Origin of the sequence: Neobacillus niacini, assembly GCF_030817595.1 — a bacterium.
Taxonomy (GTDB): domain Bacteria; phylum Bacillota; class Bacilli; order Bacillales; family Cytobacillaceae; genus Neobacillus; species Neobacillus niacini_G.
On the sequence record NZ_JAUSZN010000001.1, the window covers coordinates 3,682,301 to 3,708,569 of the forward strand.

23 protein-coding genes are annotated in these 26,269 nt (G+C 38.6%); 7 read left to right on the forward strand and 16 right to left on the reverse strand.

The window, feature by feature from the left end:
• Nucleotides 1-52: 52 nt before the first annotated feature.
• The 5 genes from QFZ31_RS17485 to QFZ31_RS17505 form a co-directional block, all read right to left on the reverse strand.
• Nucleotides 53-667: a LysE family translocator gene (locus QFZ31_RS17485; protein WP_307305079.1), complete on the reverse strand. Its 615-nt coding sequence runs from the start codon at nt 665-667 to the stop codon at nt 53-55.
• A gap of 498 nt (nt 668-1,165) precedes the next feature.
• Nucleotides 1,166-1,534 carry an ArsR/SmtB family transcription factor gene (locus QFZ31_RS17490; protein WP_307305082.1) on the reverse strand — a complete coding sequence of 123 codons (369 nt, stop codon included), beginning with the start codon at nt 1,532-1,534 and terminating at the stop codon, nt 1,166-1,168.
• A complete protein-coding gene (locus tag QFZ31_RS17495; RefSeq protein ID WP_307305085.1) occupies nt 1,535-1,954 on the reverse strand; it encodes an SRPBCC family protein in 420 nt (139 codons plus the stop codon).
• Nucleotides 1,955-2,119: 165 nt separating this feature from the next.
• The gene (locus tag QFZ31_RS17500; protein ID WP_307305086.1) at nt 2,120-3,091 is read right to left on the reverse strand and encodes a bile acid:sodium symporter family protein; all 972 of its coding nucleotides are present in this window, start codon (nt 3,089-3,091) and stop codon (nt 2,120-2,122) included.
• 17 nt (nt 3,092-3,108) lie between these two features.
• Nucleotides 3,109-3,441 (reverse strand): rhodanese-like domain-containing protein, encoded by a 333-nt coding sequence (locus QFZ31_RS17505; protein ID WP_307311634.1) that lies wholly within the window; start codon nt 3,439-3,441, stop codon nt 3,109-3,111.
• 176 nt (nt 3,442-3,617) lie between these two features.
• On the opposite strand from QFZ31_RS17505, the gene QFZ31_RS17510 reads away from it, so the two are divergent.
• Nucleotides 3,618-4,466, forward strand: a complete 849-nt coding sequence (locus tag QFZ31_RS17510) for a DUF4097 domain-containing protein (RefSeq protein ID WP_307305088.1) — start codon at nt 3,618-3,620, stop codon at nt 4,464-4,466.
• A gap of 116 nt (nt 4,467-4,582) precedes the next feature.
• A complete protein-coding gene (locus QFZ31_RS17515) occupies nt 4,583-4,972 on the forward strand; it encodes a hypothetical protein (RefSeq protein WP_307305090.1) in 390 nt (129 codons plus the stop codon).
• A gap of 208 nt (nt 4,973-5,180) precedes the next feature.
• Here QFZ31_RS17515 and QFZ31_RS17520 read toward each other — a convergent pair whose 3' ends face one another.
• Complete coding sequence (locus tag QFZ31_RS17520; protein WP_307301853.1) at nt 5,181-6,566, reverse strand: IS1182 family transposase; 1,386 nt, start codon at nt 6,564-6,566, stop codon at nt 5,181-5,183.
• 142 nt (nt 6,567-6,708) lie between these two features.
• Nucleotides 6,709-8,958, reverse strand: coding sequence for an EAL domain-containing protein (locus QFZ31_RS17525; protein WP_307305093.1), 2,250 nt, complete (start codon nt 8,956-8,958; stop codon nt 6,709-6,711).
• Between the two features lie 159 nt (nt 8,959-9,117).
• Here QFZ31_RS17525 and QFZ31_RS17530 point away from each other — a divergent pair, with 159 nt between their 5' ends.
• Both QFZ31_RS17530 and QFZ31_RS17535 read left to right on the forward strand, forming a co-directional pair.
• A complete protein-coding gene (locus QFZ31_RS17530) occupies nt 9,118-10,473 on the forward strand; it encodes an MATE family efflux transporter (protein ID WP_307305095.1) in 1,356 nt (451 codons plus the stop codon).
• Between the two features lie 355 nt (nt 10,474-10,828).
• Nucleotides 10,829-12,004 (forward strand): IS256 family transposase, encoded by a 1,176-nt coding sequence (locus QFZ31_RS17535; protein ID WP_307305098.1) that lies wholly within the window; start codon nt 10,829-10,831, stop codon nt 12,002-12,004.
• 345 nt (nt 12,005-12,349) lie between these two features.
• Here the strand turns inward: QFZ31_RS17535 and QFZ31_RS17540 are convergent, their stop codons facing one another.
• From QFZ31_RS17540 to QFZ31_RS17565, 6 genes are all read right to left on the reverse strand, one after another.
• Nucleotides 12,350-14,020 (reverse strand): glycoside hydrolase family 13 protein, encoded by a 1,671-nt coding sequence (locus tag QFZ31_RS17540; RefSeq protein ID WP_307305101.1) that lies wholly within the window; start codon nt 14,018-14,020, stop codon nt 12,350-12,352.
• 23 nt (nt 14,021-14,043) lie between these two features.
• On the reverse strand, nt 14,044-15,012 hold the full coding sequence (locus tag QFZ31_RS17545; protein WP_179602390.1) for a sugar phosphate isomerase/epimerase family protein: 969 nt from the start codon (nt 15,010-15,012) through the stop codon (nt 14,044-14,046).
• Nucleotides 15,009-16,028: a Gfo/Idh/MocA family protein gene (locus QFZ31_RS17550; RefSeq protein WP_307305106.1), complete on the reverse strand. Its 1,020-nt coding sequence runs from the start codon at nt 16,026-16,028 to the stop codon at nt 15,009-15,011. Before QFZ31_RS17550 ends, QFZ31_RS17545 begins: the two co-directional genes overlap by 4 nt.
• A gap of 2 nt (nt 16,029-16,030) precedes the next feature.
• Nucleotides 16,031-17,059 (reverse strand): Gfo/Idh/MocA family protein, encoded by a 1,029-nt coding sequence (locus tag QFZ31_RS17555; protein ID WP_307305108.1) that lies wholly within the window; start codon nt 17,057-17,059, stop codon nt 16,031-16,033.
• A 1-nt stretch (nt 17,060) separates the two neighbouring features.
• Nucleotides 17,061-17,783 carry a ThuA domain-containing protein gene (locus QFZ31_RS17560; RefSeq protein WP_307305112.1) on the reverse strand — a complete coding sequence of 241 codons (723 nt, stop codon included), beginning with the start codon at nt 17,781-17,783 and terminating at the stop codon, nt 17,061-17,063.
• A gap of 108 nt (nt 17,784-17,891) precedes the next feature.
• Nucleotides 17,892-18,650, reverse strand: a complete 759-nt coding sequence (locus tag QFZ31_RS17565; protein ID WP_307305114.1) for a sugar phosphate isomerase/epimerase family protein — start codon at nt 18,648-18,650, stop codon at nt 17,892-17,894.
• A gap of 127 nt (nt 18,651-18,777) precedes the next feature.
• On the opposite strand from QFZ31_RS17565, the gene QFZ31_RS17570 reads away from it, so the two are divergent.
• Entirely contained in the window at nt 18,778-19,554 is a 777-nt protein-coding gene (locus QFZ31_RS17570) for an AraC family transcriptional regulator (RefSeq protein ID WP_307305119.1), read from the forward strand.
• A gap of 45 nt (nt 19,555-19,599) precedes the next feature.
• Here the strand turns inward: QFZ31_RS17570 and QFZ31_RS17575 are convergent, their stop codons facing one another.
• The 3 genes from QFZ31_RS17575 to QFZ31_RS17585 all read right to left on the reverse strand — a co-directional run bounded on the left by QFZ31_RS17575 (nt 19,600) and on the right by QFZ31_RS17585 (nt 24,034).
• Nucleotides 19,600-20,427, reverse strand: a complete 828-nt coding sequence (locus tag QFZ31_RS17575) for a glycerophosphodiester phosphodiesterase (protein ID WP_307305121.1) — start codon at nt 20,425-20,427, stop codon at nt 19,600-19,602.
• A gap of 197 nt (nt 20,428-20,624) precedes the next feature.
• Entirely contained in the window at nt 20,625-22,217 is a 1,593-nt protein-coding gene (locus tag QFZ31_RS17580; protein WP_307305123.1) for a response regulator transcription factor, read from the reverse strand.
• Complete coding sequence (locus tag QFZ31_RS17585; RefSeq protein WP_307305125.1) at nt 22,214-24,034, reverse strand: sensor histidine kinase; 1,821 nt, start codon at nt 24,032-24,034, stop codon at nt 22,214-22,216. Before QFZ31_RS17585 ends, QFZ31_RS17580 begins: the two co-directional genes overlap by 4 nt.
• A 387-nt stretch (nt 24,035-24,421) precedes the next feature.
• Here QFZ31_RS17585 and QFZ31_RS17590 point away from each other — a divergent pair, with 387 nt between their 5' ends.
• Together QFZ31_RS17590 and QFZ31_RS17595 are read left to right on the forward strand one after the other, a co-directional pair.
• A complete protein-coding gene (locus QFZ31_RS17590; protein ID WP_179602353.1) occupies nt 24,422-25,390 on the forward strand; it encodes a carbohydrate ABC transporter permease in 969 nt (322 codons plus the stop codon).
• The gene (locus QFZ31_RS17595) at nt 25,390-26,217 is read left to right on the forward strand and encodes a carbohydrate ABC transporter permease (protein ID WP_307305129.1); all 828 of its coding nucleotides are present in this window, start codon (nt 25,390-25,392) and stop codon (nt 26,215-26,217) included. Before QFZ31_RS17590 ends, QFZ31_RS17595 begins: the two co-directional genes overlap by 1 nt.
• Nucleotides 26,218-26,269 lie beyond the last annotated feature (52 nt).

Genomic DNA, 26,269 nt, shown 5'->3' on the forward strand with positions numbered 1-26,269 from the left:
TAAATCCTGTTAGGATGTCAATATAATAGCGGCACACTTTTCGATGTGCCGCTTACTTTTGACTTTGGAAGACCAATTGTAAACCTAATCCAATGTAAATAGTTCCTACGACTTTTCCCTGCCAGCGCGAAATCTTGCTATTTTTTGTAAACAGCTTATTACCTAATGAACTTGCTAGAAAGGCTAAGGTTGAGGTGTACAAAATACTCATTAACACAAAGACTAGCCCTAAACTTAATAGTTGATAGACTACCGGGGGACCATCTGCTTTTACGAATTGCGGAAGAAACGCAAGGAAAAATAACGCTGTTTTTGGGTTAAGCAATTCAATAAGTAAGGCTTGTCGAAAGGATAAAGCAGATTTGTCTTTTTTGACTTTTGGCTGTTCGTGCTTTTTTGTTTTTTCGAACAATGCCTTTATTCCTAAAAAGATTAAATAAGCTGCGCCTAGATATTTAACTACTTCAAAAGCTAATGCTGATGTCATAAGGATGGCTGACAGACCAAGAACGGCTGCAATCGTATGAATTAAATCCCCTACCGCAATGCCAACACCGGTAATGATGCCAGCTCTTAATCCGCCTTTTACGGTTTGAGTCAAGGTCAATAACACTGCTGGGCCTGGGATTAGAAACAGCACCAGTACGACCAAAATAAAAGCCCACATCTCTCTCTCTCCTATACACGTGTTTACAAATATCATATCACGATTTTCTTGAAATTGGCTTTTAAAAAAATTATAAAGAAAGAATGTCCAAGAGTTGAATGATCTTCGGTCACTCTAGACCTCCTGCATTGACCCAAATGCCTTTTCTGCATGCTCTTTGGTCACTCTAGACCTCCTGCATTGACCCAAATGCCTTTTCTGCATGCTCTTCAGTCACTCCAGACTTCCTGCATTGACCCACATGCCTTTTCTGCATGCTCTTCGGTCACTCCAGACCTCCTGCATTGACCCAAATGCTTTTTCTGCATGCTCTTCGGTCACTCCAGACCTCCTGCATTGACCCAAATGCTTTTTCTACATGTTCTTCGGTCACTCCAGGCCTTCTGCATTGACCCAAATGCTTTTTCTACATGCTCTTCGGTCACTCCAGACCTCCTGCATTGACCCAAATGCCTTTTCTGAATGCTCTTCGGTCACTATAAAATAAAAAAACCGACATTAATTTTTGTCGGTTTGTTCTGATTTTATTACCTGCAACCTTTGATCTTCAGAGCTTTCAACAATATGTTTAAGGATCGAAAGCTTATTCTCCCAGAACTTTTCGTAGAACGAAAGCCATTGCTTGAGTTCTGTCAGCGGCTCAGGTTGAAGCCGGTAAATCTTCTCTCTTCCTACCTTTTGTCCATAAACTAGTTCAGCTTCTGAAAGAACTTGAAGGTGTTTCGCAATGGCTGTCCTGCTCATTGGAAAATGGGCTGTTATTTCTGAGATGGGGCGCTCTTTTTCCGCTAGTAATCTTAATACTTCTCTTCGAGTGGGGTCAGCAATCGCTTGAAATACATCATGCTTTTGTGCAGAGGATGACACTTAGCTCTCCAAAAGGGTACGCAGTTTCTGAACGATACCAGCCCATCCCTGAGCCATATGATTTCTAATATCAGAAGCTTTTTGGTTGGCTTTGCCAATAATTGCGTCAGATTGTGGCCATCCGCCATGAATAAGGGTGAACTCTGTTTTATCCCCCAAATCCTTTAAACTAAACGATAAAAACCAGCCCTCTGTATCCCAAATGAACGATAGAGAATGAGGAGGATTAAATTCCGTCACTTTACATGGAGATGGACCGAATGGGGATTGTAGATGAAACTCTGCTCCCACTTCCGGTTTGAAATCATTTGGCATAAACCATGCAGAAATAGCCTCTGCAGATGAGACCTGCTCCCATACCTTTTGTATTGGTGCGTTAATGACAACTGTTTGCTTAATATCTTGTAATGTATTTTCCAATGATTTCTCCCACTTTCACACTTTAATATAAAACCATTTGGTTTCACTTCCTGAATTATATAAAACCATTTGGTTTCATGTCAATAAAAATTTTCTCATTTACTTTTCCCGTTACCTCCATTTTAAATACAAAATGACACTTCTCACTAAGGAAGTGTCAAAATGTTAAATCCTATGACTATGTTCTAAGTAAATCGTTTTCTTATCATAATAACGAGCTAAAAAACTGCCGGTTAAGGAAGCGAGGATTTGCTGGAATAGCATACCTACAACTACGGGCACCGCAACAGCCGGGGAAAAATAGGTAACAGCAATAACAGCCCCAGCACTTATATTTCTCATTCCACCAGAAAAAGCTAAAGAAACGACCGTGTCTCGATCACCTTTGATTAATTTACCGATTAAAAATGAAAATAGATATCCAGTTAATGCAATAAAAAAGACCACTACTATTATAATAATTAGTTTTAGATTTATATTTTTTAAATAAGGAGCAATGACTGCGCCATTTAGCATGACAACAATGCCAAGGCAGATTTTTGAAAAAGGCGCCAATGTATTACTTAACTTTTTCGTAAAGTTCCCTTTTGAACTCTGATTTAACCACATTCCAAGAAGCGAAGGCAGCACAATCATTCCAACTAACCCCTGCATAATACTCATAAAGTCCATTTCAATTTTCTCACCTATTAAGAAAGACAGACAATACGGAACAATGAGCGGGGAAAGAATGGTATCGATAAGTATAATGGATAAGGTCAACGGGATATTTCCTCTATAAATCGAAACCCAAATAAAACTGGTTATTCCAGTAGGAATCGCCATTCCTAACACAATGCCTGTAATCGTAAAAATATCCTCTTGAAACGTTATATGACCGACACCCCAGGCCCATACTGGCATGAGGATATGCAGTAACACCATCGCTGCAAATATTGGAAGCGGATGCTTTACAACATCTGATAAAGATTTGAAATTCGAGTTCAAACTTCCTGCAAATGTCATAAACGCAAATATCCAAGGGATTAAATATGAAAAGTCTGTAATATAGGTAGAAAGTAAAACTCCCAATACTACACTTGTGGGTGTAATCAAAGGCATGATTTTTTCTAGTTGTTTATTTATCTTCTGCAGCATGTTGCTTCTCTCCAAGCTTATTTTCTATATTCCTTCCAAGCCGTAAGACCACCTTCTAAGACTTCGACTTGATAGCCGAGACCGTCAAGAATAGCGGCACATCTCGTAGCGGAATTTCCAGTCGTGCAGGTAACAACCAATCGTTGTTCCTTCGATATTTGAGCTAACCCATTCCCTTCTTCAAGATTGAAAATTACCGTTTTTGGGATGTTAAGACTCAAAACCTGTGAATCTTCAATATGGTAATCATTATACTTTTCTCTTGCCCGAACATCTAGAAGAAGTACTTTTTCTTCTCCTCGTATTCTTTCAAGAAGTTCTTTTGGACTAATTTTTTTCAATGCCAACACCTCCATACAAAAGAATATCACATTTTTTATATTTCGGTATTCGAAATTATTTATAGATTTTAGATGTTTTCTGTACCTAAATACTTCTCAAGTCTTAGAAATAAATAAATCTCAGGTTCATTGGTAGTTTTTGAGAAATCCCTTATGATTAAGCTATAGAAGGGAAGTGATTTAAGATGAAGAGAATAGTGGTTCTCCTATTAATTATCACGGGGTTATATTTTGTTTTTCATCAGACATTCCAGTTTGATGGTTTTGCTTTTGGAGGAAGTAAAGATGGCAGGGCTGCGTTATCAAAGACAATTGACACCATTGAGATAAATGTGGGCAGTGTTCGGACTAAGATTATTCCTGAAGACCGAAATGATGTAGAAGCGGTGTTAACTGGCAAAGGCTCGCTAATCGTTAAAGAAACAGGCAATAAGATAGTAGTGGAAACGAAAAGGAAAATGTTCAATTGGTTCTCTTTTTCAGAAAAAAGACAGCTAAAAATCTATATTCCTGAAGACTATAACAGTAATATGAACATTCAAATTGGATCAGGCAGCTTGGATTTCTCCGGCGAATCAATGAAATTAAACAAACTTTCTTTGGATATTGGTTCTGGGAATGTTCATCTTGGTCATTTAGAAGTAGATGAATTTACACATGATGTTTCCTCTGGCAATGTTAAAATAGACACTTTAACCACAAAGAAAGGTACCTTTGACCTTAGTTCTGGTAATTTAGATATTGAACACTATACTGGTGCCATACAAGCAGATGTTTCATCTGGGAGGTTTGCAGTGCAAATGGATCAACTTAACGATTCAATTGATATTGACCTTAGCTCAGGAGATGTAAAACTCGATTTGCCTGATCATGCAGATTTCAATCTAAATGGCAAAGTTAGCAGCGGCAATATTTCGAGTGACTTCCCTTTAACGAGGAGTGGAAAAGATACTAAGAGAATACAAGGAATACATGGTTCCGGGAAAAATAAAATAAATGTCTCTGTTTCTAGCGGACACGTTCATTTATTCTAAGAAAGGAAAGAGCGCTTGGATTTCGTAAATCCAGGCGCTTTTTCCCTTGTAACCAAAATAGTCCAAATCTCATATCGTATAATGCCTTGTGCACTCAATATGGAAGGTGGATTATGATGGATTATTACCATTATCCTTACCCGCTACAACCACAGCAGCCCCCCTACCCTGGTTATCAATACTACTACCCAATAAACAGGCAATATCCACAGGTGGATGTCAATGTTTTCACGAAGTCCATTAAAGCCTATCGGTTATTAATGGACCAGGGCAGTATTCTATTGGACCGGTTAGGCAGTGGGGATTTTGATGTTAAGCTAATGACAGCTGCTCAACAGGGGAATCAAACGGAAGTAGATAGGCTGATTAAAACGATTGGTCTAAAAGTGCCTGTGAAGACAAAATATACACCCACCGGCGTCACCTTTGAACTCACAACACAACCAGACCCCAGCAGTTACATGAGCTGCTGTACACTAACCGTACAGTTAAAATGGGGAAGATAAAAGACCTTCAGATGAAGGTCTCAGATTGTCGAGAAAGGTATCTTTCTCGGCAATTTTTATTTTTCTGGCCTGCCCAAAGGCCTGTTGATTTCCGCTCCAGTTGCTTCGCTTTCCGCGGGCGTGCCGGGGAGCCTCCTCAGCGCTTAAGCGCCTGCGGGGTCTCCCCAGCCCCGTACTCCCGCAGGAGTCTTCGCACCTTCCGCTCCAATCAACAGGGGGAATGAACCTGGAGATTGCCACACACTTTTTCAAACCTGGCTAAGTGCGTGGCAATCTTTTTCATGTTTTGGCATGCTGCGGTAAGTAACACTTGCTCACTCGCATTTTGCAATCCCCGTAACCTACAATAGCGAAGCCCATGCAGTTCTTTTGAATCTGCGAAGCTTCGCTCTACTTTTTCTTTTCTAAATTTATATAGTATTTTACCTGACTTTGAAAGTCTGTTAAGTCGAACCTTTTCCTTATGTTCCTCCCAAACATGTCTGGTAACTACTTTTGTTTTATTTTGAGATTTTGTACACTCAGGCAGGAGTGGGCAGTTAGTACACTTTTTAGGATCTGACTTATATTCCCGATAACCTTCTCTTGTAGTTGTACGATATTGTAACTCCTGACCATTTGGACAAACATACAAATCTCTATCTTTGTCATATGTAAACTTCCATTTAGGAAATAACCCTTTTGTTGATTGATATCTTCTGTGAGCGATAACTCCAAAAATATTGCGTTCATTAAGTCCTTTACAAATCGGATTTGTCAGGTAACCCGAATCAAGTGCCACAGCTTCTACTTTAAATCCAAAACGTTCGACCTGACGGTCTAACCGTGAAAGATAGGGGACAGAATCGTGAACATTTCCTGGTGTAACATACGCATCAGTTATGATGTTGAACTTCATGTCGGTAGTTCGATGATCAAGATAACAGAACATCTCCTGTTTATTCTCTCGTGACATAAACCCGCATTCAGGATCAGTTGTGCTCAGTCGTATTTCCTTTTTCTCGGTCACCTCCTCCTTTTCCTTTAAAGGCTTTTTTCCATGATCTCTCCTGTCTTCCTCAATAGCTTTGTTTAAATCTTCTACATATTCACGTGTTTCAACTTCCACTTCAACTCTAGAGAATTTATGTTTGTTTGCATTCGCTTTAAGGTGTGTGGAATCGGAAAATAAAACTCTTCCTCCAACCATCTTGTGGTTAATTGCTTTGAAGACAATCTCATCAAAAATTTCCTGAAATATATTTGTATCTTTAAAACGGGTTCGCCGATTCCAACTAATGGTGGAATGATGGGGAACTGTATCGTTTAGCTTTAATCCTAAGAACCATCGATAGGCCACATTCGTCTGAATTTCACGCTCTAATTGTCGTTCAGAACGAATGCCATAAAAATATCCGATAAACATCATCTTAAAGAGCTGTATAGGGTCCGAAGGACGCCCGTTATTTTCTGAATAAAAAGGACGGACCTTCTCACCAATAAAAGAAAAATCAATATACTTGTCCACCTTCCTTAATAGGTGATCTTGCGGTACTAAATCATCAATAAAAACAAATTCAGCTTCGTTTTGTATTTCTCTTTTTGGCTTATACATTCTATCCACCGTCCTGTTATTTATATGTATATTATAGCATATTAACGCGGTGAATCATTAAAGTAATTACAAAAAATAATAGCTGTCGAGATTTTCTCGACAGCCTGAGACCTTCAGATGAAGGTCTCTTCTTTAAAAGGTATTACTCTTCCTTCATATCAGGACTGAGTTTGACCTTATCTTCAAATAGAAATTTTTCCAGTTTCTCAGCAGATACTGGTTTACTATAGTAATAGCCTTGTCCGATCTGACAAGCATTCCGTGTTAAAAACGTAACCTGTTCTTCCGTTTCGATTCCTTCCGCAATGACAGTGAATTTTAAATTTACACCCATATCAATAATCGTTTTCACCATCATCCCTTGATTCGAATGATTGGTAATATCATCGACAAATGATTTATCAATCTTAATTTTATCAATGGGAAGATGTTTCAAATAACTTAACGAGGAGTATCCTGTCCCAAAATCATCTACCGACAACAGGACACCAAGACTCTTTAATTGATTCAGAACGATGGTGGAATTCTCAAGGTTTTGCATAAGACTCTCAGTGATTTCGAGTTCTAGATAATTTGCCTCCAGACCGACATCCTCGAGCATATCAGAAATGAATTGAATGATATGTTCATCCTGAAATTGCCTCACCGAAACATTTACAGCAATTGGAAAATCATTGAACCCTGCATCCTTCCATGCTTTTCTCTGTTCACATGCCACTCGTAATATCCATTTGCCCAGCGGAACAATCAGTCCTGTTTCTTCCGCTAATGGAATAAATTCAGACGGTGCAATATAGCCATATTCAGGATGGTTCCAACGAATTAATGCTTCAACACCAACAATTTTACCTGTAACTAAGTCAAACTGGGGTTGATAGTGGAGCGACATTTGATTTTGCTCCATTGCTCTTCTTAACCAATTCTCCAATTTCATTTTCCAGGTTGAGATTCCACCCGAGATGATTGAATAAAATTGATAGTTATTTTTCCCACGATCTTTGGCTTGGTACATAGCTGTATCTGCATTTTTAATCAATGTTTCTTCATCGCTTCCATCTGTTGGGTAAATACTGATTCCAATGCTTGGCGTGACATAAAACTCTTCATTATTCACGTCAAATGGATGTGAAAATTCATTGAGTATTCGTTTAGCGACTTGAGAAGCATTTTCTTTATCAACATCTTCTAGGACAATAATAAATTCATCCCCGCCCTGGCGAGAGACAAGTCCTTCATTTTGAACCGCTTTTTCTAATCTGCCTGCTACTTTTTGTAGAATACGATCGCCAACTGTATGACCTTTCGTGTCGTTAATGATTTTGAAGCGATCTAAATCTAAGAATATAACTGCGTGCATTTTATTCTGTTGATGTTGTAAAACATCATTTAAATGGTTTCTAAACTGATTGCGGTTTGGCAAACCCGTCAATGTATCATAAAAGGCCATAAATTTTATGGTTTGCTCTGATTTCTTTCTTTGGGTGATATCTCTTCCCACTACCTGAATGGCAAATCGGCCTTCGTAAAGGATTGACCTTGCCGCCATCTCTACATCAATACATTCACCATCAATTCGCCTTACTTGAAACTCAAAATTATATCTTTCGTTTTCCACCTTACTAGTGGAGGATACCTTATTTTTAATTAAATCCGTAATTTGGGCAGGGACAAAATTCTTAGCTGATTGACCAACCACTTGCTCCTGACATTCGGCTCCGATTACCTTACATCCCGCTTCATTTATATACTCAATTTTCCCATTATAAACCACAGCAATAATATCAGGTGACATTTCTACTAAACTTTGATAAAGACCTTCACTTTCTTTACGGTCTGTAATATCGAATAACACGCTGCTAAAATCAATAAAATCTCCTTTTTGGTCAAAGGTCGGTATCCCGCTATCCTGGATCCAGCGAACTTCACCATCAGGGCGGATAATTCGATATTGGCTGGTCACATTTTCACCGACAGCAATTCTCTTTTCCCTTTCTTCTAAAACATACAAATCTTCTGGATAAATAACTTCCTTCCAAAGGTAGGTATTTTGATAGAAATTTTCCAGCTTGTATCCATATAGTTTTTCAATCCCAGGAGTAATTAATAGAGTGTCGGTCTTCAAATCATGTGACCATATAGCAACATCTAGCGTATCGAAAATATTTTTCATTTTTTGCTGATTTTTTTGAAGTTCTTTTGCCTTTTGATCAAATTCTTTTGTAAGAAGAAACAGGGTGAAGATCGCTACGATATATATGCCGATGGTTACGTAGCCTGTTATTTTTATAGAATGAAAAAAATTAGGTAATATAATATCAGCAGCCTCCAAAGAGACCAATAAAATAAAAATGAGGATTAACAAAAACCTATATAGATTTCCTTTTATTAGCATGGTTGTCTCCCATTTTAATATTGTTATAGTTTTAAAATAGCAAATCCAAGGCCTTATAACAATCTTATTATTTTTCCAGCTGCCTATTTCTAATTCATCGATATAAGAGTAAAATAAAACATACTTTTTTAAATACAATTTAGGAATTAGGAGAATATCGTGGAGGAACAGAACAACAAATATCAAGAACAGACTCTATTCAGTATTAGCTGGCCGCTCTTTATTGAGTTGGTCCTTCATTTAGGCATGGGGATTGTGGCTACATTAATGCTAAGTCATTACTCCGATCAAGCCGTTGCCGGTGTCGGCATAGCCAACCAGCTGCTTAATATCTTCATTTTGGTTTTTAATGTCACATCTATTGGTGCAACGGTATTAATTAGTCAAAACCTTGGTGCAGGAAAGCTGCAGCGGGCCAGGCAGTTAGCGTATTCCGTATTCGGACTGAATTTCTGGTTTGGAATAACGATTGCCATTTTTGTGTTTTTCTTAGGAGAACCGCTGCTCCGATTATATGATGTTCAGGGAGCGGTTTTCGACTATGGACTTACTTTTGTCCGTATATGTGCTCTTTCACTTTTTTTCGAATCGTTATCACTGGCTTTAAGTGCGATTCTCCGCAGTCATGGATACACCAAGGAATCAATGATGGTTACCGTTTATATGAATTTAATAAGTATTGTTGGTAATATCATTTCAACTACCGGAATCTTCGGGCTTCCGATTACAGGTGTAACTGGTGTCTCTTGGGCGATTTTTGCGGCACGAGCCTATGCTGTTTGCGCCCTATTATATTTATTATATAGCAGACTTTCTTTGAAAATAGTGTTCAAGGATATTTTCAACGCACGAAAAAAAGATATTCGGGGATTGCTGGAGATCGGAATTCCGTCAGCTGGAGAAAATCTCTCCTACCAGTTATCTCAGGTGGTCATAACGAGCTTTGTTGTTGGGATGGGAACCGCCTCGTTAGCAGGCAGAGTGTATATATTAAACATTAGCATGCTATGCTTTTTATTCACAGTAGCGATTGCTCAAGGAACTCAGATTTTAGTAGCACGATATATTGGAGGTAAACAATATGATCGTGCCTTGAAACGCGGAATTCGTACTTTAAAAATCGCCATGCTTGCTTCAACACTGACATCACTAGTCATCGCCATCGGCGGGGACACCATATTGGATTTATTTACAAAAGATCCAGAAATCATTATGGTTGGACTGCCTGTTTTATGGGCCATTGTCTTTGTTGAACCTGGAAGAGCGATGAATATCGTCTTAATGAACTCTTTAAAGTCCGCGGGGGATGTTCGGTTTCCCGTTATTATCGGTATTATTTCAATGTGGGGTGTAGCAGTATCCTTAAGTTATTTATTAGGCGTTCATTATGGATTGGGGCTTTTAGGAATATGGCTTGCTCAAGGTGCCGATGAATGGCTCCGAGGCTGCTTTGCTTTAAAGCGCTGGCTGACAAAGCCTTGGGAGAGGTTTTCTAAAACAGCATTAGAACAATAAATTGTACAATAGTCGTATTAGCACCGTTATTGGTATATAAAAAAAATGAGGTCCTTTTAGGTTTATGATGTTAAGATGTCTTATCCTTAATCGAGTAACCAGCAAAAAAATAAGCGGAGACTTTCCGGTTAAATGTTGAGTGGAGCTCGTTTCGGGGGAAATAAGCGGAAGTTTTCCGCTTAATCAAAGCAAAATCCCTCATTTTCCAAATTTTCGAGCCAATAGGCGGAATCTCTCCGTCTATTTAAGCCTTTTTTGATTAAGTCCATATAATTGTGTAAAAAGAAAATGAGTCAAATTAATTCCTCATGGCTACAATGTTAACGGCTAAGAAAACAATGTGGAGGAATTAATTATGACTCAAGTACAGTTTAACCTAAATATCGATGATTTAAAAGATTCTGTTATGAACTCTAATATAGACGCTGTCATCAAAGCGTCTATCGTCTTGGTATTGAATTCTTTTATGGAAAAAGAACGTGATGAGTTCTTGCAAGCCGGATCCTATGAACGTTCTATTTCACGACGTGACTACCGTAATGGATACTATGATCGTGATTTATTAATTAGCATTGGGAAAATTACTCTTCGAGTACCACGTACTCGTAGTGGAGACTTTTCGACTACTGTGTTTGAACAATATGCTCGTTGTGACCAAGCCCTCGTATTAGCCATGCTTGAAATGGTTGTAAATGGGGTCTCCACAAGAAAAGTTTCAAAGATCGTGGAACAACTCTGTGGGCAAAAGGTTTCTAAATCATTTGTATCTACACTTACAGAAAAGCTAGATCCTATAGTGAATCAATGGGCAAGTCGACCTCTGAATACGATGTACTACCCTTATATCTTTGCAGATGCCATGTATATCAAAGTAAGAGAACATAATCGTGTTGTATCTAAAGCTGTTTATATCGCAACGGCCGTTGACCAAAACAATAGACGTGAAATTCTAGGCTTAAGAGTAGACCATGGGGAGAGCACTGAAGCCTGGCAACGATTTTTCCAGCACCTAAAGTCAAGAGGACTACAATCACCTAAGCTAATTATTTCAGACGCACACAAGGGGTTAAAGTCTGCCATTGGTATAGAGTTTGTTGGATCCTCTTGGCAACGGTGCACGGTGCATTACAAAAAGAATATCATTACGCATATGCCAAAAAAAGGCATGGACGAAGTGAAAATGGGTTTAAAAAGAATATTTGAGGTAGCGTCGGTTGAAGAGGCAAGAAAATATAAAAATGAGTTCATTGAGCAATTTGGAGATAATCCAAAACTAGAAAAAGCTATAGAGATATTAGAAGAAGGCTTCGAAGATGCCATTCAATATCTAAATGAGAAACCAAAATACCATAAGCATATTCGAAGTACAAACTCGTTAGAAAGAATCAATGAGGAAGTTCGTAGAAGAGAGAAGGTAATTAGAATATTTCCTAATACACAATCCGCATTCCGATTAATTGGTGCGGTCTTAATGGACTATGCAGAGGAAGTAGGAAGAAGAATTATTCAGGACCAAGAAGAAAAGAAATAGTAACCGCGAAGCGCGAATTTTTGGTGTACTGGAAGGGGGGTACCCCCCTTCCAGTACACCAAAAATAAATAAGCTGCTTAACATTGTTCTTCATAGGAATGAATTTACACATAATAATGGGCTTGACTCCTTTTTTAATACTAATTACGAATTAAGCGGAATTTCTCCGCCTATTTATCAGATCAGGTGCTTAACATGATCCCCTCAACCTATAAGTGCGGATTCCTATTGAACCTAGATGAAGAAAAAGACGTATGCCAATTCATACGTCTTTTTCTGTGTCTTTTAATAAGGAAGCACCGAAAACTGAACTTTTCTCCTTACGTTTTTCATATTGTTAAAACCTTATTTCAATAAATATACCCTAGTTTCATAAGGCTTAAGTGTGAATTCTTTTCTGAGTTTGTTATCAGCAACGTGATAATTCTGAAGGACAAGTTCTGATTTTGAATAAGACACACTCTTTGGAACATGGCACCTTGTTGCTGCGTCACTAAAATTGTTAATGACGATTGCTTTTTTTCCACCTAATTTACGGGTATAGACAAACAATTTAGGATGGTTCGCTAATAACAATTCATATGTTCCATATACAAACAATGGATTTTCTTTTCGTAATTCGATCATCTTCTTGTAGAAGGAAAGAATAGAATCTGGGTCTTTTAACTGGGCTTCAACATTAATCTCTCGGTAATTTGGATTTACCCCCAGCCATGTTTGGTCCGCTGTTGTAAATCCTCCCTTGTTACTGGAATCCCATTGCATAGGTGTCCGCGCATTATCACGACATTGATTCCAAATAATTTTCATAATTTCATCATGAGGTCTGCCTTTTGCAGTTTCCACCTTATAGAAGTTAACCATCCCGACATCATTGTAATCTTCAATAGAAGGAAATTGGACATTGGTCATCCCTATCTCCTGACCTTGATAGATAAATGGGGTGCCTTTCATCAGGAAATACATGGCGCCAAGCATTTTAGCACTTTCTTTCCAATATTTCTTGTCATTTCCCCAGCTTGAAACACGGCGAGGCTGGTCGTGGTTTTCGATAAACAAGGCATTCCAGCCCTTACCTTCCAATCCTTTTTGCCATTTGGTTAAGTTCTTTTTCAACGCTGTAATGTCGATTAATCCCTCTGCATTTTTATCCCATAGGCCTAAAAATTCAAATTGAAAAATCATGTTAAAATAACCGTTTTCTTCACCAACCCATTTATCTGCATCATCTATTCCTACACCATTCGCTTCCCCAACAGTCATAATGTCATAGTTTTTAATCGTTTTCTGAGAAAACTCCGTTAACCATTCATCAATTCCTGCGACGTTCATCATGTAAGGAAAACAAGGGACATAATCTAAATTATTTGGGTTTGGCATATCAGGGAAACCAGGTTCTTTTCTAATATGAGAAATGGCATCAACACGGAAGCCATCAATCCCCTTCTCCAGCCACCAATTCACCATATCATATAAAGCATTCCGAACATCAGGGTTTTCCCAATTTAAATCAGGTTGCCTCTCAGAAAAAATATGCATGAAATATTCATCCGTAGCTATATCATATTTCCATGCAGACCCGCTGAAAATGGATTCCCAGTTATTCGGCTCCTTACCATCCTTGCCCTCACTCCAAATGTACCAATCCCTCTTTGGACTGTTTTTTGAAGAGCGGGACTCAATAAACCAAGGATGCTCATCACTTGTGTGATTAATGACCAAGTCAAGAATTAACTTCATTCCGCGGCGATGAACGCCTTCGAGCAACTCATCAAAATCGGCCATTGTCCCGAATTCATCCATAATATCTTGATAGTCAGATATATCGTAACCATTATCATCATTAGGAGATTTGTACATTGGCGACAGCCAAATGACATCAATTCCTAATTCTTTCAGGTAGTCCAATTTGGAGGTAACTCCTTTTAAATCGCCAATCCCGTCACCATTGCTATCCATGAAACTTCGTGGATATACCTGATAGGCAACACTTTCTTTCCACCATTTTTTATTCATCTCTGCAACCCTTTCCTTGATGTCTAAACCCACCACATTTGCGAAACAGGCTCTTCAATTAACACTGACTTCAAATTGGTTACGGCACGTTTAAATCCTTCTTCAATGGACATAATTGCGTCCTCATGTTCAATACTGACAACATAATCATATCCATATGTGCGAAGCGCACTCATCATGTCTGACCATTCTTTTAAACTATGTCCACAGCCAACTGATCGGAAGGTCCATGCGCGAGTTCTTAATTCTCCATATGGCTGCATATCCGTTAATCCATACATATTCACATTTTCCTGATCAATGTATGTGTCTTTCGCATGGAAATGGTGAATGGCATTTTCTTTTGCTAAAATTTTGATGGCTGCCACTGGGTCAATTCCCTGCCACCATAAATGGCTTGGATCTAAGTTGGCGCCAATCGCATCACAAGTTTGCTCACGAAGCTTTAACAGTGTGTATGGTGTGTGGACTAAAAAGCCGCCATGAAGCTCCAGCCCAATTTTTACATTGTGCTCCTTCGCATACTGGCCGACTTCTTTCCAGTAAGGGATTAATTTTTCTTCCCATTGCCATTGTAAGACTGAGCCATATTCATTCGGCCACGGAGTTACAGGCCAGTTTGGATATTTGGCTCCTTCATGATCTCCTGCTGTACCAGAGAAACAGTTAACAACCGGTACACCTAGAAGTGAAGCTAGCTTGATCGTTTTTAATAGTGTTTCATGCGAGTTTTTCGCAAATGCCGCTTCAGGAGAAATCGGATTACCATGGCAGCTAAACGCACTTATGATTAGATTCCGTTCCTCCACTTTTTGAATGTATTGATTGCGTGCCTCTTCACTCTCTAATAAACCGTCTAAGTCACAATGACTATTCCCTGGATAACAGCCAGTACCAATTTCAACAGCATGAAGTCCAGCTTCTTTGACAGTATCGAGCATTTCTTCAAACGATTTTTCCCCAAATAATACAGTAAAAACACCTAGTTTCATAAATGATTTCCCCCACTCTCATATATTCGATCAATAATTTGTGAAACCTGAAGTGCCTCTTCTGGCTTCACTACTAACTCTTCCATACCTAGACAAGTATGAATAAAATTCCTAGCCTGAGTGAGACCTGGTTCTTCCTCTCCCGGAATCCAGGCGGCTTGACTATTTAACAGCATTCCATTCTTTGTGGTATAAAGTTCAAATGGAAAAACACTTAAGCCTCCGTCAACTCCGGAAATGCTGAGGTGCTCTCTGTCATCCTTTATATTGGCGGCCCATGATGTTTCAAACAACATCGAGGCGCCACCTTCAAATTGAATATAGGCGGTTACATGATCATCGACATTAAAGGTTTCATGGTTAACCGATCCCCATTGATTCACTTGGTTAGGAATTTTACTTAACGTGTTATAGGTGGTGCCTGTCACCGTTCGATATTTTGGATTTCCCATCAGCCAAAGCGCTAAGTCTAGCAGATGACATCCGTAATCAATCAAGCTGCCGCCGCCCTGCAGGTCTTTGTTTGTAAAAACCCCCCATCCAGGAACTTTACGGCGTCGTAATGCCTGAACCCTTACCACAAGCGGCTTACCTACTTCCTGCATTGCTTTTTTGGCAGCTTGTGCTTCCTTCATAAAACGGTAATGATAGGCAATCGCCAGCACTTTACCAGCTTTCTTAGAAGCGGCGACCATTCGTTCGCATTCCTCCGCAGTTAACGCCATCGGTTTCTCACATAATACATGCACTCCTGCCTCAAAAGCAGCAATCGTAATTTCTGCGTGAAATTTATTTGGAGTGCAAATACAAACCGCATCAACCTCCGAAAAAAGCTTATGATAATCTTCAAAAACATGAGGAATGTTATATTTTTCAGCAGTTTCCCTTGCTCGGTCTATGTTAACATCACTAAGAGCCGTAATTTCACAAATGTCATTCAACTGTAGAAAAGCGGGGATATGACGGCCTTGCGCAATACCCCCAACCCCGATAATTCCGATACGTAGTTTTTTCACTATTAGCTCACTCTTACAATTTGTTTTGTTTGATTAGACTCAAGTGCTGCCAAAATGACTTCTAGTGATTTCTTCCCTTCTTCTCCTGATACCGGTGGTTCCTGGTCATGAAGAATAGATTCCACAAATTTCTCAATCACACGTGAATTATTTTGTCCGCCCTCATCATTCGACTGTATTTTTCCAAGTTGGTAATTCACTACTTCTCCATTAACGTATTGAACCACTAATGAATTAATTGGGTCGTCTTCAAGACGAAGTATAGCTTTTTCTCCATAGATAATCGTGGAATTATCTTCCTTGCTTACGTAAGCCCAGCTTGCAGCAAGGGTACCGATTATACCACTTTCGGTTTTAAGTACACATACCGCATTATCATCAACGTCGGCAAAATCTTTTGCACTTGTTTCAACAAAAGAACCTACTTCAGTAATTTCTTCACCAAGAACATAGCGAAGTAAATCGGTTTTATGAACGCCTAAGTCGCCCATTGCACCAACAAACGCTTTTTCCTTTTGAAAAAACCAGCTTTCTTTGCCATCTACACTCCAACCTTCTGGTCCTCCATGACCAAATGACGTACGGAAACTATAGATTTTACCAATCTCCCCGCTCTCGATTAACTTGCGGGCCTTTTGATGGGAAGGTACAAACCGTTGATTATGACCAATCATTAACTTTTTACCGCTTTCATTCGCTGCTGCTATCATCTCTTCTGCCTCTTGTTTTGAAGTAGCCATTGGTTTTTCACAAAGAACATGTAGACCAGCATTTAAAGCTGCAATCGAAATCGGTGCATGAAGATAGTTAGGAGTACAAACACTGACTGCATCCACTGAACCGCTGCTTAATAACTCTTGATAGTTGGTATAAGCTTTTACATCATATTTTTCCGCTACGGCTAACGCACGTTCTTCATTGATATCACAAACAGCAACAATTTCTACATTTTTATTTGATTTATATTCAGGTAAATGACGGTGCTGGGCAATGCTGCCACAGCCAATTACCGCTACTCTTAATTTTCCCATGTTACTTCCCTCCAATTACTTCAAGTGGTTTCGCATTTCCATAGACTGGACGTTCGCGCTTTACCGGCTCTGCCCATTTTACAGCATTGCTAATGACACGTTGTATGTCTTTGTTGTGGTAAGTAGGATAGGTTTCATGACCTGGACGGAAGTAGAATACTTTCCCGTTCCCGCGTTTGTATGTACACCCGCTGCGAAACACTTCTCCTCCTTCAAACCAGCTAGTAAAAATTAGTTCATCTGGCTGCGGGATATCAAAATGCTCCCCATACATTTCTTCTTTTTCTAATTCAATATACTCTGAGATACCCTCTACAATCGGGTGGCTTGGGCTTACGACCCAAAGTCGTTCTTTCTCGTCTGCTTCGCGCCATTTTAAATCACAGCTTGTTCCCATTAAGGTTTTGAAGATTTTCGAGAAATGACCGGAGTGAAGAACAATCAAACCCATGCCGTCAAGGACACGCTGCTGAACCTTTTGTACAATTTCATCCTTTACTTCACTATGTGCTAAATGCCCCCACCAAACTAGTACATCAGTATTGGCTAGAACTTCATCCGTTAAGCCATGCTCCAGCTCGTCTAGAGTAGCTGTCTTTACTTCATGACCATTTTCATTTAAAAACTCCGCTATTGTACCATGAATTCCGTTAGGATATATATCTCTTACTATTGGATTTTTTTGTTCATGCCGGTTTTCATTCCAAACAGTTACTTTAACCATACTAACAACTCCATATCAGTTTATTTTTATCTATTATTTTAAATGATAAGACAATTATTGAAATGGCTTACATTGACATATAGGGTGTAAAATATTGAACTCGCTAACTTAATTAATCTTCACTGATTTTAAGTAATTTATGCTGATTTCTATGCTTTCAAACGGTGAACGGCGGCAAACATCCTGCTCGACCACCCACCACTCGACTCCGTTTTCCTTCCCTTTATGCAGCACGGCTTCAATATCTACCCCGCCTGTTCCAAGCTCAGCAAAAAATTGTTCATCATCTGTCGTCATGTCTTTCAAATGAACAAGCGGTGTTCGATTTTTGTATCGATTTATCCACTCAACAGGATTTTCACCCGCTTTTGTCAGCCAATAAACATCCAGCTCAGCCTTTACATTAATAGAGTGCGTTTTATCGAAAATGGCTTCGAGTTTCGTTTTGCCATTGGACAAACGCTCCAGTTCAAAATCATGGTTATGGTAACAAAGGGAAATTCCTTCACTGCGGCACGTTTCACCAGCTTGATCTAAAAATGCAATAAGTGCTTTGTAATCCTCTATGTTGCGGCGATTTGGAAGTAAGTACGGGCAGACCACATAGTTACTTCCTAGTATTTTCTGATCTTCAATGACTTGATACAGATTATTTTCCAATTCTTCCAGCGGCACATGACTGGATGCTGCTCGCAGACCAAACTCATCCAATAGTACTCTTACTTCTTTTGCAGATAATCCGCCATACCCGGCAAATTCAACACCATCAAAGCCAAGCTCAGCTACTCTTTTTAACGTTCCGGCAAAATCTTGGGCACTTTCTTCCCGTAATGTGAACATTTGTACAGCTATTGGAATGCTTTTCAACCTTATCCCCCATTTCTTAAAACCTTCCTTATTTGATTACATATTAACGGGTGTTAAAGTAATTAAATATAGATGATATAATCAAAACATCTACTATTTTGCTATTTTATTAAAAAAGAGGGAGCATATGACTACAAATATTTTATTTTGCGGCTACTCGTATCACACAAATGGATATCATTCACAGCATAAATCCGGATACCCCTCTTATCTATTTCGTCTGCAAACAGAAGGCATTTGTGAAGTAGTAGTAAAGGGTAGGAAAATGGAGCTCGAGAAAGGAGACCTTCTGCTCATAAAACCAGGAGATCACTATGAACTACTAGTAACTCCGGGCCAAAACAGCGGCGACTATCACTTAGTATGCGAAGGTGCATGGGTGGACGAATGGTGGAACCGTACCGAAAAGCCGGATGTCTCCAGAATCGATTTGGATGATAAGCTGCTGGTTCTATGGCGCCATATTATGATCGAAAAACGCCGTCCAGCCTCCAGCCAAAACGAAGAGCTCACAAGCTATTTGCTGCGAGCTCTCTGCTTAACTTTAGAACGGGCCATTAATGAAACCGTACCTTCTTTCAACGTTCCCTATACTGTGACAAGGATGCTGCGATATATTGAAGAACACGCGACAACTTCATTGAAAGTCGAGGATGTGGCTAGGCATGCTGGTCTTAGCGTCTCCCGTTCCGTTCATCTTTTCAAAAGCAGCGTTGGAAAAACGATGATTGAATATACCCTTGAAATCCGTTTATCTGCTGCGATTGAGCGAATGAAATACACATCCTTGACACTAGAGCAAATTGCAGAGGAGTGCGGCTTCGGCAGCTATCCCTATTTTCATAGAGTATTTCATAAGAGGTACGGCGTTTCTCCAGGGGTATACAGACGTCAGGAATACTAGAAAAAAGAGGGATGAAAGCTTTCCCTCTTTTGGCGATAGTTTGTCCTATTTTCTTGGATCTACGTAATCAGGATAATCGGTAATAATTCCATCTACGTTCATCTCTAAAAGGAAATCAGCTGCTGCTTGGCTGCGAACCGTCCAGGATTGAATTTTCATTCCAAGTGCGTGCACTTGATCAACCAATTCTTTAGATACGATTCCGTAGCTTGGGTTAAAATAATCAGCATACGTTGAAAATTCCTGCAAAGCTTGTTCTGTTGTGTGGGCCCTATTGGACGTAAGGACACCAATCGGCACCTTTGGAAGCAAGCTGTTTGTTATTTTCATAGATTCAAAATTAAACGATTGAATAATAATCTTTTCATTTTGCGGTTTATCCAGATTTCGTTCGATTAATTTTCGTGCTACTTCTTCTTCAATGCCAGGATAAAGTTCAGGTGATTTTAATTCGATTAAAATACCAGTTTTACCATGATAGCGGTCAAGAATCTCATCGAATGTAGGAATTCTCTCACCTGTAAATTGTTCGCCCTTCCAGCTGCCAGCATCGAGACTTCTAATCTGTTCAAAGGTTAAGTCTTTCACATACCCTGTACCATCTGTTGTTCTATCAACCGTATTATCATGAATGATAACTAATTCCCCGTCCTTGCTTCTTTGGACATCAATTTCAATATAATCAGCTTTCATTTCCACGCCTTTATCAAAAGCGGCAATCGTATTTTCCGGTGCATAACCGGTTGCACCACGGTGAGCCACATTATCCACTTTTCGTAACTCCCCAGTTGTTTCTGCTGCAAAAGCCTGTTGAAAAGGACTAAATAATAAACTAAACGCCAGGCCTGCTCCAATCACAAATGCTTTTTTCATTTTTCTCCATCTCCCTTTTTTATAGAAACTACAATTAAAATTGTAAGGGAGAATTGTTTAGTACATATGTAGTTACCATTTAGACTTGATTAAAGTCATGTAAATAAACATAGTGAAATATTCATAGTTTAATTTACAAAAAATTCGTTCTTTTTCCCATTGAAAAAAAGCAGAGAAATGTTTCCTATCTCTGCTTATCACCGTTTCACATATTCTGCTCGATATTCATTTGGAGTAATTCCCTCGACCTTTTTAAATACCTTTCGAAAATACTTGTCATCCTGATAGCCAATCATATTAGCAATTTCATAAATTTTTAACTGACTATTCTTCAATAAGGATTTTGCCTTATTCATTCTGATTCTTACAATGTAATCGGAGATGTTCTCGTTAAATTCTTGTTTAAATTTCCTGGAGATATATTCTCTGCTGATATAAAAATGGTCTGATATCTCTTGTAATTTCACATCCCGGTCAAAATTTTCCTGGAGATACTTTTCAATATCGGTAATGATATTATTACCTTTTTGCAGTGTGCGTTTCTTTACCTTTTTCAAAAATATGGTGATTTCACGCTTTTTTCTCTTTTTAAACTCTTCTAGACTAAACGTGCCGTTTGAATCGAAAAATAAATCAATCCGCTCTTCAATATCTTCTGGTGTCTTAAATAAAATATTGTAATGCTTAAACCATTTATTGCTAATCACCATATACTCATTTTCTAAATTTATCACCTGTTTTACAGATAAATATTTCTTTTCTGTAATGTCCTTTTCGATTCGATCCATTAATTCTTCAAAAGCCCCAATTTCTCCCGTTTGGATAGCCATTTCTATATCTGAAGAATATACAATCAAACTCTTTAATGAAGGAACTGTCTCTATTTCCGACAAACAGACTCTTATTTCACTTTCAGTCAATATATTTCTATTTAATAAAACGTTTCTCGCATAGTGATAAGAATCTATCAACTTGGAACTATTTTTTACCGTTTTCCCGGCTGCAATTGGACAAGAGATATCTAACATATTTTTTAGTGTCTTATAGATATCGACTAAAATCTGTTCTACTAACTCGAACTTGTCCCAAAAAATCAGAACAATCTCACCCTTTTTAGATAAGTAACGAAAACCAATTCCACACCCATGTTGTTTCTTAATTATCTCATTAATAATATTCAAAACTGTAAAGTACGTTAAATCTCGATCTCCTTGAAAAGCCGAGATTGTTTTTCCATTAACTCGGACAAGAGCCGCTATATAATCTCGGGACTGCTTTAACCAGCCAAATTCTTCGAATAAATCTTTTTGTAAATAATCACTATTCACTAGCTGTGTTAGTTTACGATCCCTGTAAACAGGAGTCATTTCATTAATCAACTGTGAGCTAGTTTCTTTTCTCTGTCTGTCAACCTCTTCTTTGTTCCATTCATTTACCGCTTTTTCCAATGTTTGATTTAAAATTTCTGGTTCGATAGGCTTTAAGAGATAGTCAGAACTGCCAAAATGGATCGCTTTTCTCATATAATGATAGTCATCGTAACCTGTCACCACGATTGTCTTACTGTTTGGCTGATTTTCTTTAATCCACTCTAAAAGCTGCGTTCCATCCATTTTTGGCATTTTCATATCAGAGAAAATAATCTCTGGCCGAATGGATTGTATAAGCTGAATGGCTTCTTCTCCATTTCCTGCCTCATATATTTCTGAAATTCCATTTCGCTCCCAGTCAGCTAGTATCTTTATTCCATCTCGCACATGTTTTTCATCATCAACTATTAATGCTTTCATGAATGTTCCACCTCTTTCGGCATTACCTTTGGAATTTGGATGGTAACCGTAAAACCACCTTCCTCATTACGGTTAACAGACATGTTTGCTTGGTTATGATAATAGATCCGCAATCGATCATAAATATTTTTTAACCCAATTGTTTCTCTTTGCTTATCTTCTTTTGAAATTCCATGGAACAGTTCCTGACGGATTTTTTCAAGCTGCTCCTCGCTAGGACCCATTCCATTATCCTTCACATTGATTTGGACTCTATTGTCATTCTCGTAGAAGGCCTCAATTTGAATCCATGCTTTTTCTATGCGCTGATCAAAGCCATGCTTAAAACAATTCTCTACAATGGGCTGTAAAATCATTTTCGGGACATGTACCTCCTTGACTGCTTCCTCGACATTCAGTTCAAATTCAAACTGTTCGTCAAATCGCTGCTTTTGTAAGGATAGGTAAGATTTCACATGGTTCAGCTCTGAAGCAAACGGAACAATATCGTCCTTCATATTCATACTGTATCTCATGATAGTAGATAACGATGTTAATAATGAATAGACCGGAACCGCATTCAATTTTAGTGCCAATGTACCAATAGACTGAAAGGCGTTATAAAGGAAATGCGGATTAATTTGCGATTGCAAAACACGGAGCTGCGAGGCTTTATTTTCGATCTCCAATTTATATTCACGCTCTATTAACTCTTCTATTTTAGCAATCATTAATTTAAAATGCCTACCCAGCATACCAATTTCATCAGTACCTAACGATTCGAAATCAGCCTTGAATTCACCCTTCTCCACTTTTTTCATGTTGCCGATTAACACCTTTATAGGGGCTGTAAGCTTAAAGGAAACAAACATGGTCCCCAGTAAAGCAAATACAAGTGTAGCCAATCCAATCAAAATGTTAATGATAGCCGTTTCTCTAGCACCTTTATAAAGGATATCATAAGGGGTTCGTTTCACGATTGACCAGTCTTTAAACGAATCTGTAAATTTTTCATGGACGATGACACCCGAGAACTGCTCATCTTTCCACTCAAAGCTTTTCCCTCCTTCCGGCTCCCTCTTCACTTGCTCAAACCACTTTTGTTTATTTTCCTTTCCAATCTCATTTCCATTGGAGGAATAGATAATCATTCCCTTTTCATTCATGATATAAAGGTCTTCGACATCTTTGGTATATAATCGATCGGCAATGGCACTAATCCTAGAAAGATTAATATCGATCGATAAAAAGCCTAAAACATCCGCTAACGGGACATCGCGAATCACATTATGGAAACTTAATACATTCACCTTCTGGGAATTTGGAATAACAGAAATATTATTATAGCTATAAATCTCATGCGGCGGTTCAATAAGGGAATAGCCCTCAATGGCTGTTAGCGGCCCATAGTAAGGGTGAGAAAATATATTTTCATATGTTGCCCTTCCGCTGATTCTAGAATGATAGTTGGTGTAGGATTCCTTTCCTTCATGTATATATAGGTGCATTTGTTCAATTTCCGGACGAGTATTAAATAAATAGGCAAGCACTCTGCGCACTTCTTCCTGATTAACAGCCAAGTTGGAGGAGACCCCATTTCGCATGACATTCATAAAAGGGGTATATCGATAAGGGACCGATGACATTTGTGCCACATCGTTCAAATAAACCGTGAGCTCTTCCTTGCCTTTCACAATCAAATCATAATTCGTTGAAACAGATTGTTCATTAAGTGACTTGGTCGTATAAAAATAAGTAACGGTGATCGCTGTCCCGAAAGGAAGGACTGTCACAAGTAATAAAAAGATAATAAGCTTTTTCCGAATACCCCATCGCATATAATCTTGGTTAGTCTTGTTTTATTCAAAGGCTCTTTTCTTATACTTTGTTGCTATTGGAAACAAATTTATGATTGTGGCTAAAGATTACAGAAAAAAACACCTAAATAAGAAAAGAGCCAGCAAACTAAATTCAAAGGCGCAAAATAACTATTTCCACGTTAAAATCGGCTTTAAGATTTTAACAACAACATTTACGAATACAGCCTTATCGAAAAACTAACCTGTCCTCCCTTGCTTTATTTTTAGAACATTGTAGCACAACTTTAAGCAGCCTTTAATAGTTCATTATTTTGACCTGTTCAATATTTTCCACCCTAGTGGTCAATGTAAGCCGTTTCATAATTTTCTATAATCACTAAAATAAGGGTTATGGAGGTGCAGGGAATGAATAACGAAAGTAAGCTGGATACAGTTAAGGGGGCAGCCCTCACAAATCAGAAAAGCACGAAAGTTTCTCACTCTGTTTCTTTTCTTAATAAGAAGAAATGGAAAGAAGCTGGATTATTTACCCTTTTTGTCGGGCCAGTCCTATTAGCTTTTATCCTCATTGTTTTAATCCCCTTCTTTACAGGTATTTATTATGCATTTACCGATTGGAATGGGGTAACAGGATCCGTCAAATGGGTGGGACTTGATAATTTCAAATACTTATTTACAGAGGACAAGCAATTTCAAACGTCCTTCATTCTTACAACCAAATATACAGTCGTAGCCATTATCTTAACTAACCTAATCGGATTCGGATTAGCCTTATTGGTAGCTCAGAAGTTGAAAACTAAAAATGTCTTGCGGACTGTTTTCTTCATGCCTAACTTAATCGGCGGATTAATACTCGGATTTATCTGGCAGTTTATTTTTGTAAAAGGATTTGCTTCCATCGGTCAGTTAACTGGAATTTCTGTTTTTGAGCTGGCATGGTTAGGAGATGCAAAGACAGCGTTTTGGGGAATCGTCATTGTCAGTGTTTGGCAGGGTGCAGGTTACATTATGATTATCTATATTGCTGCACTGCAGAATGTACCGCAGGAATTAATTGAAGCAGCAAGAATTGATGGAGCGAATCGATTCCAAGTCCTGCGTCATATTACAATGCCGCTTGTTGCACCAGCCGTAACAATTTGTTTATTTTTAACAACCGCTTCATCCTTTAAAGTCTTTGATGCAAACCTGTCATTAACAAACGGCGGTCCATTTAAATCAACAGAAATGCTGGCGCTAAACATTTATACAGAAGCATTCGTTAATAATCGATATGGTATCGGTGAAGCAAAAGCATTAATTTTCTTCATTGTTGTAGCAGCGATTACCGTCCTTCAAGTTACGATTTCGAAGAAAAAGGAGGTTGAATCCTAATGGGTAACAGGTATACATGGAGAACATCAATCGTTGAAACCCTTGCAATCCTGCTCGGTCTAGTCTTTTTAGTCCCATTCTATTATGTGATTTCAAACTCCTTGAAACCATTTGCTGAAATTCTAACCAACACATCGGCCCTGCCAAAAGTGTTGATGTTTGATAACTATGTTAACGCATTTGAAAAATTAAACTTTCTAACTGTATTTAAAAACTCGTTAATCATTACCATCGGCAGTAATATCGTTCTCGTTATCTTTTGTTCGATGGCAGCGTACATGTTAGTTCGAACAAAAAAGAAAATCAGCAATATTATTTTCATGACATTCGTGGCTGCGATGATCATTCCGTTCCAATCGCTCATGATTCCGCTTATTAAAACGGCTGGTAACTTGGGACTATTAAACAGCATGTGGGGACTTGTCTTCATGTATTTAGGCTTTGGATCGGGTATGACCATCTTCTTGTATCACGGTTTTATCAAAGGTATCCCGTTAGAGCTTGAAGAAGCTGCAATTATCGATGGCTGTACACGGTTTGGCGTTTTCTGGAGAATTGTTTTCCCGCTATTAAAACCAATTACGGTCACCATCGTTATCTTAAACAGCTTATGGATATGGAATGACTTTCTATTACCTTCTTTGGTGCTTCAGGATCCAGAATTAAGAACGATTCCATTGGCAACGTTCTTCTTCTTTGGGCAGTATACAAAGCAATGGGATTTAGCACTTGCAGCATTAGTAATCGGTATTATTCCATTATTAATCTTCTTCTTCACTATGCAAAAACACATTATCCAAGGAATTACCAGTGGTTCTATCAAGTAATTTTTTTAGGGGAACACACTCTGCTGTCTAAATACAGACAGCAGGGATTTAA

Excerpts from the sequence above, each read along its gene's own strand:
- QFZ31_RS17485 (WP_307305079.1), bottom strand. The coding sequence starts at position 667 with ATGTGGGCTTTTATTTTGGTCGTACTGGTGCTGTTTCTAATCCCAGGC.
- QFZ31_RS17500 (WP_307305086.1), bottom strand. The coding sequence starts at position 3,091 with ATGCTGCAGAAGATAAATAAACAACTAGAAAAAATCATGCCTTTGATT.
- QFZ31_RS17510 (WP_307305088.1), top strand. The coding sequence starts at position 3,618 with ATGAAGAGAATAGTGGTTCTCCTATTAATTATCACGGGGTTATATTTT.
- QFZ31_RS17515 (WP_307305090.1), top strand. The coding sequence starts at position 4,583 with ATGGATTATTACCATTATCCTTACCCGCTACAACCACAGCAGCCCCCC.
- QFZ31_RS17520 (WP_307301853.1), bottom strand. The coding sequence starts at position 6,566 with ATGTATAAGCCAAAAAGAGAAATACAAAACGAAGCTGAATTTGTTTTT.
- QFZ31_RS17525 (WP_307305093.1), bottom strand. The coding sequence starts at position 8,958 with ATGCTAATAAAAGGAAATCTATATAGGTTTTTGTTAATCCTCATTTTT.
- QFZ31_RS17535 (WP_307305098.1), top strand. The coding sequence starts at position 10,829 with ATGACTCAAGTACAGTTTAACCTAAATATCGATGATTTAAAAGATTCT.
- QFZ31_RS17540 (WP_307305101.1), bottom strand. The coding sequence starts at position 14,020 with ATGAATAAAAAATGGTGGAAAGAAAGTGTTGCCTATCAGGTATATCCA.
- QFZ31_RS17545 (WP_179602390.1), bottom strand. The coding sequence starts at position 15,012 with ATGAAACTAGGTGTTTTTACTGTATTATTTGGGGAAAAATCGTTTGAA.
- QFZ31_RS17555 (WP_307305108.1), bottom strand. The coding sequence starts at position 17,059 with ATGGGAAAATTAAGAGTAGCGGTAATTGGCTGTGGCAGCATTGCCCAG.
- QFZ31_RS17560 (WP_307305112.1), bottom strand. The coding sequence starts at position 17,783 with ATGGTTAAAGTAACTGTTTGGAATGAAAACCGGCATGAACAAAAAAAT.
- QFZ31_RS17570 (WP_307305119.1), top strand. The coding sequence starts at position 18,778 with ATGACTACAAATATTTTATTTTGCGGCTACTCGTATCACACAAATGGA.
- QFZ31_RS17575 (WP_307305121.1), bottom strand. The coding sequence starts at position 20,427 with ATGAAAAAAGCATTTGTGATTGGAGCAGGCCTGGCGTTTAGTTTATTA.
- QFZ31_RS17580 (WP_307305123.1), bottom strand. The coding sequence starts at position 22,217 with ATGAAAGCATTAATAGTTGATGATGAAAAACATGTGCGAGATGGAATA.
- QFZ31_RS17585 (WP_307305125.1), bottom strand. The coding sequence starts at position 24,034 with ATGCGATGGGGTATTCGGAAAAAGCTTATTATCTTTTTATTACTTGTG.
- QFZ31_RS17590 (WP_179602353.1), top strand. The coding sequence starts at position 24,422 with ATGAATAACGAAAGTAAGCTGGATACAGTTAAGGGGGCAGCCCTCACA.
- QFZ31_RS17595 (WP_307305129.1), top strand. The coding sequence starts at position 25,390 with ATGGGTAACAGGTATACATGGAGAACATCAATCGTTGAAACCCTTGCA.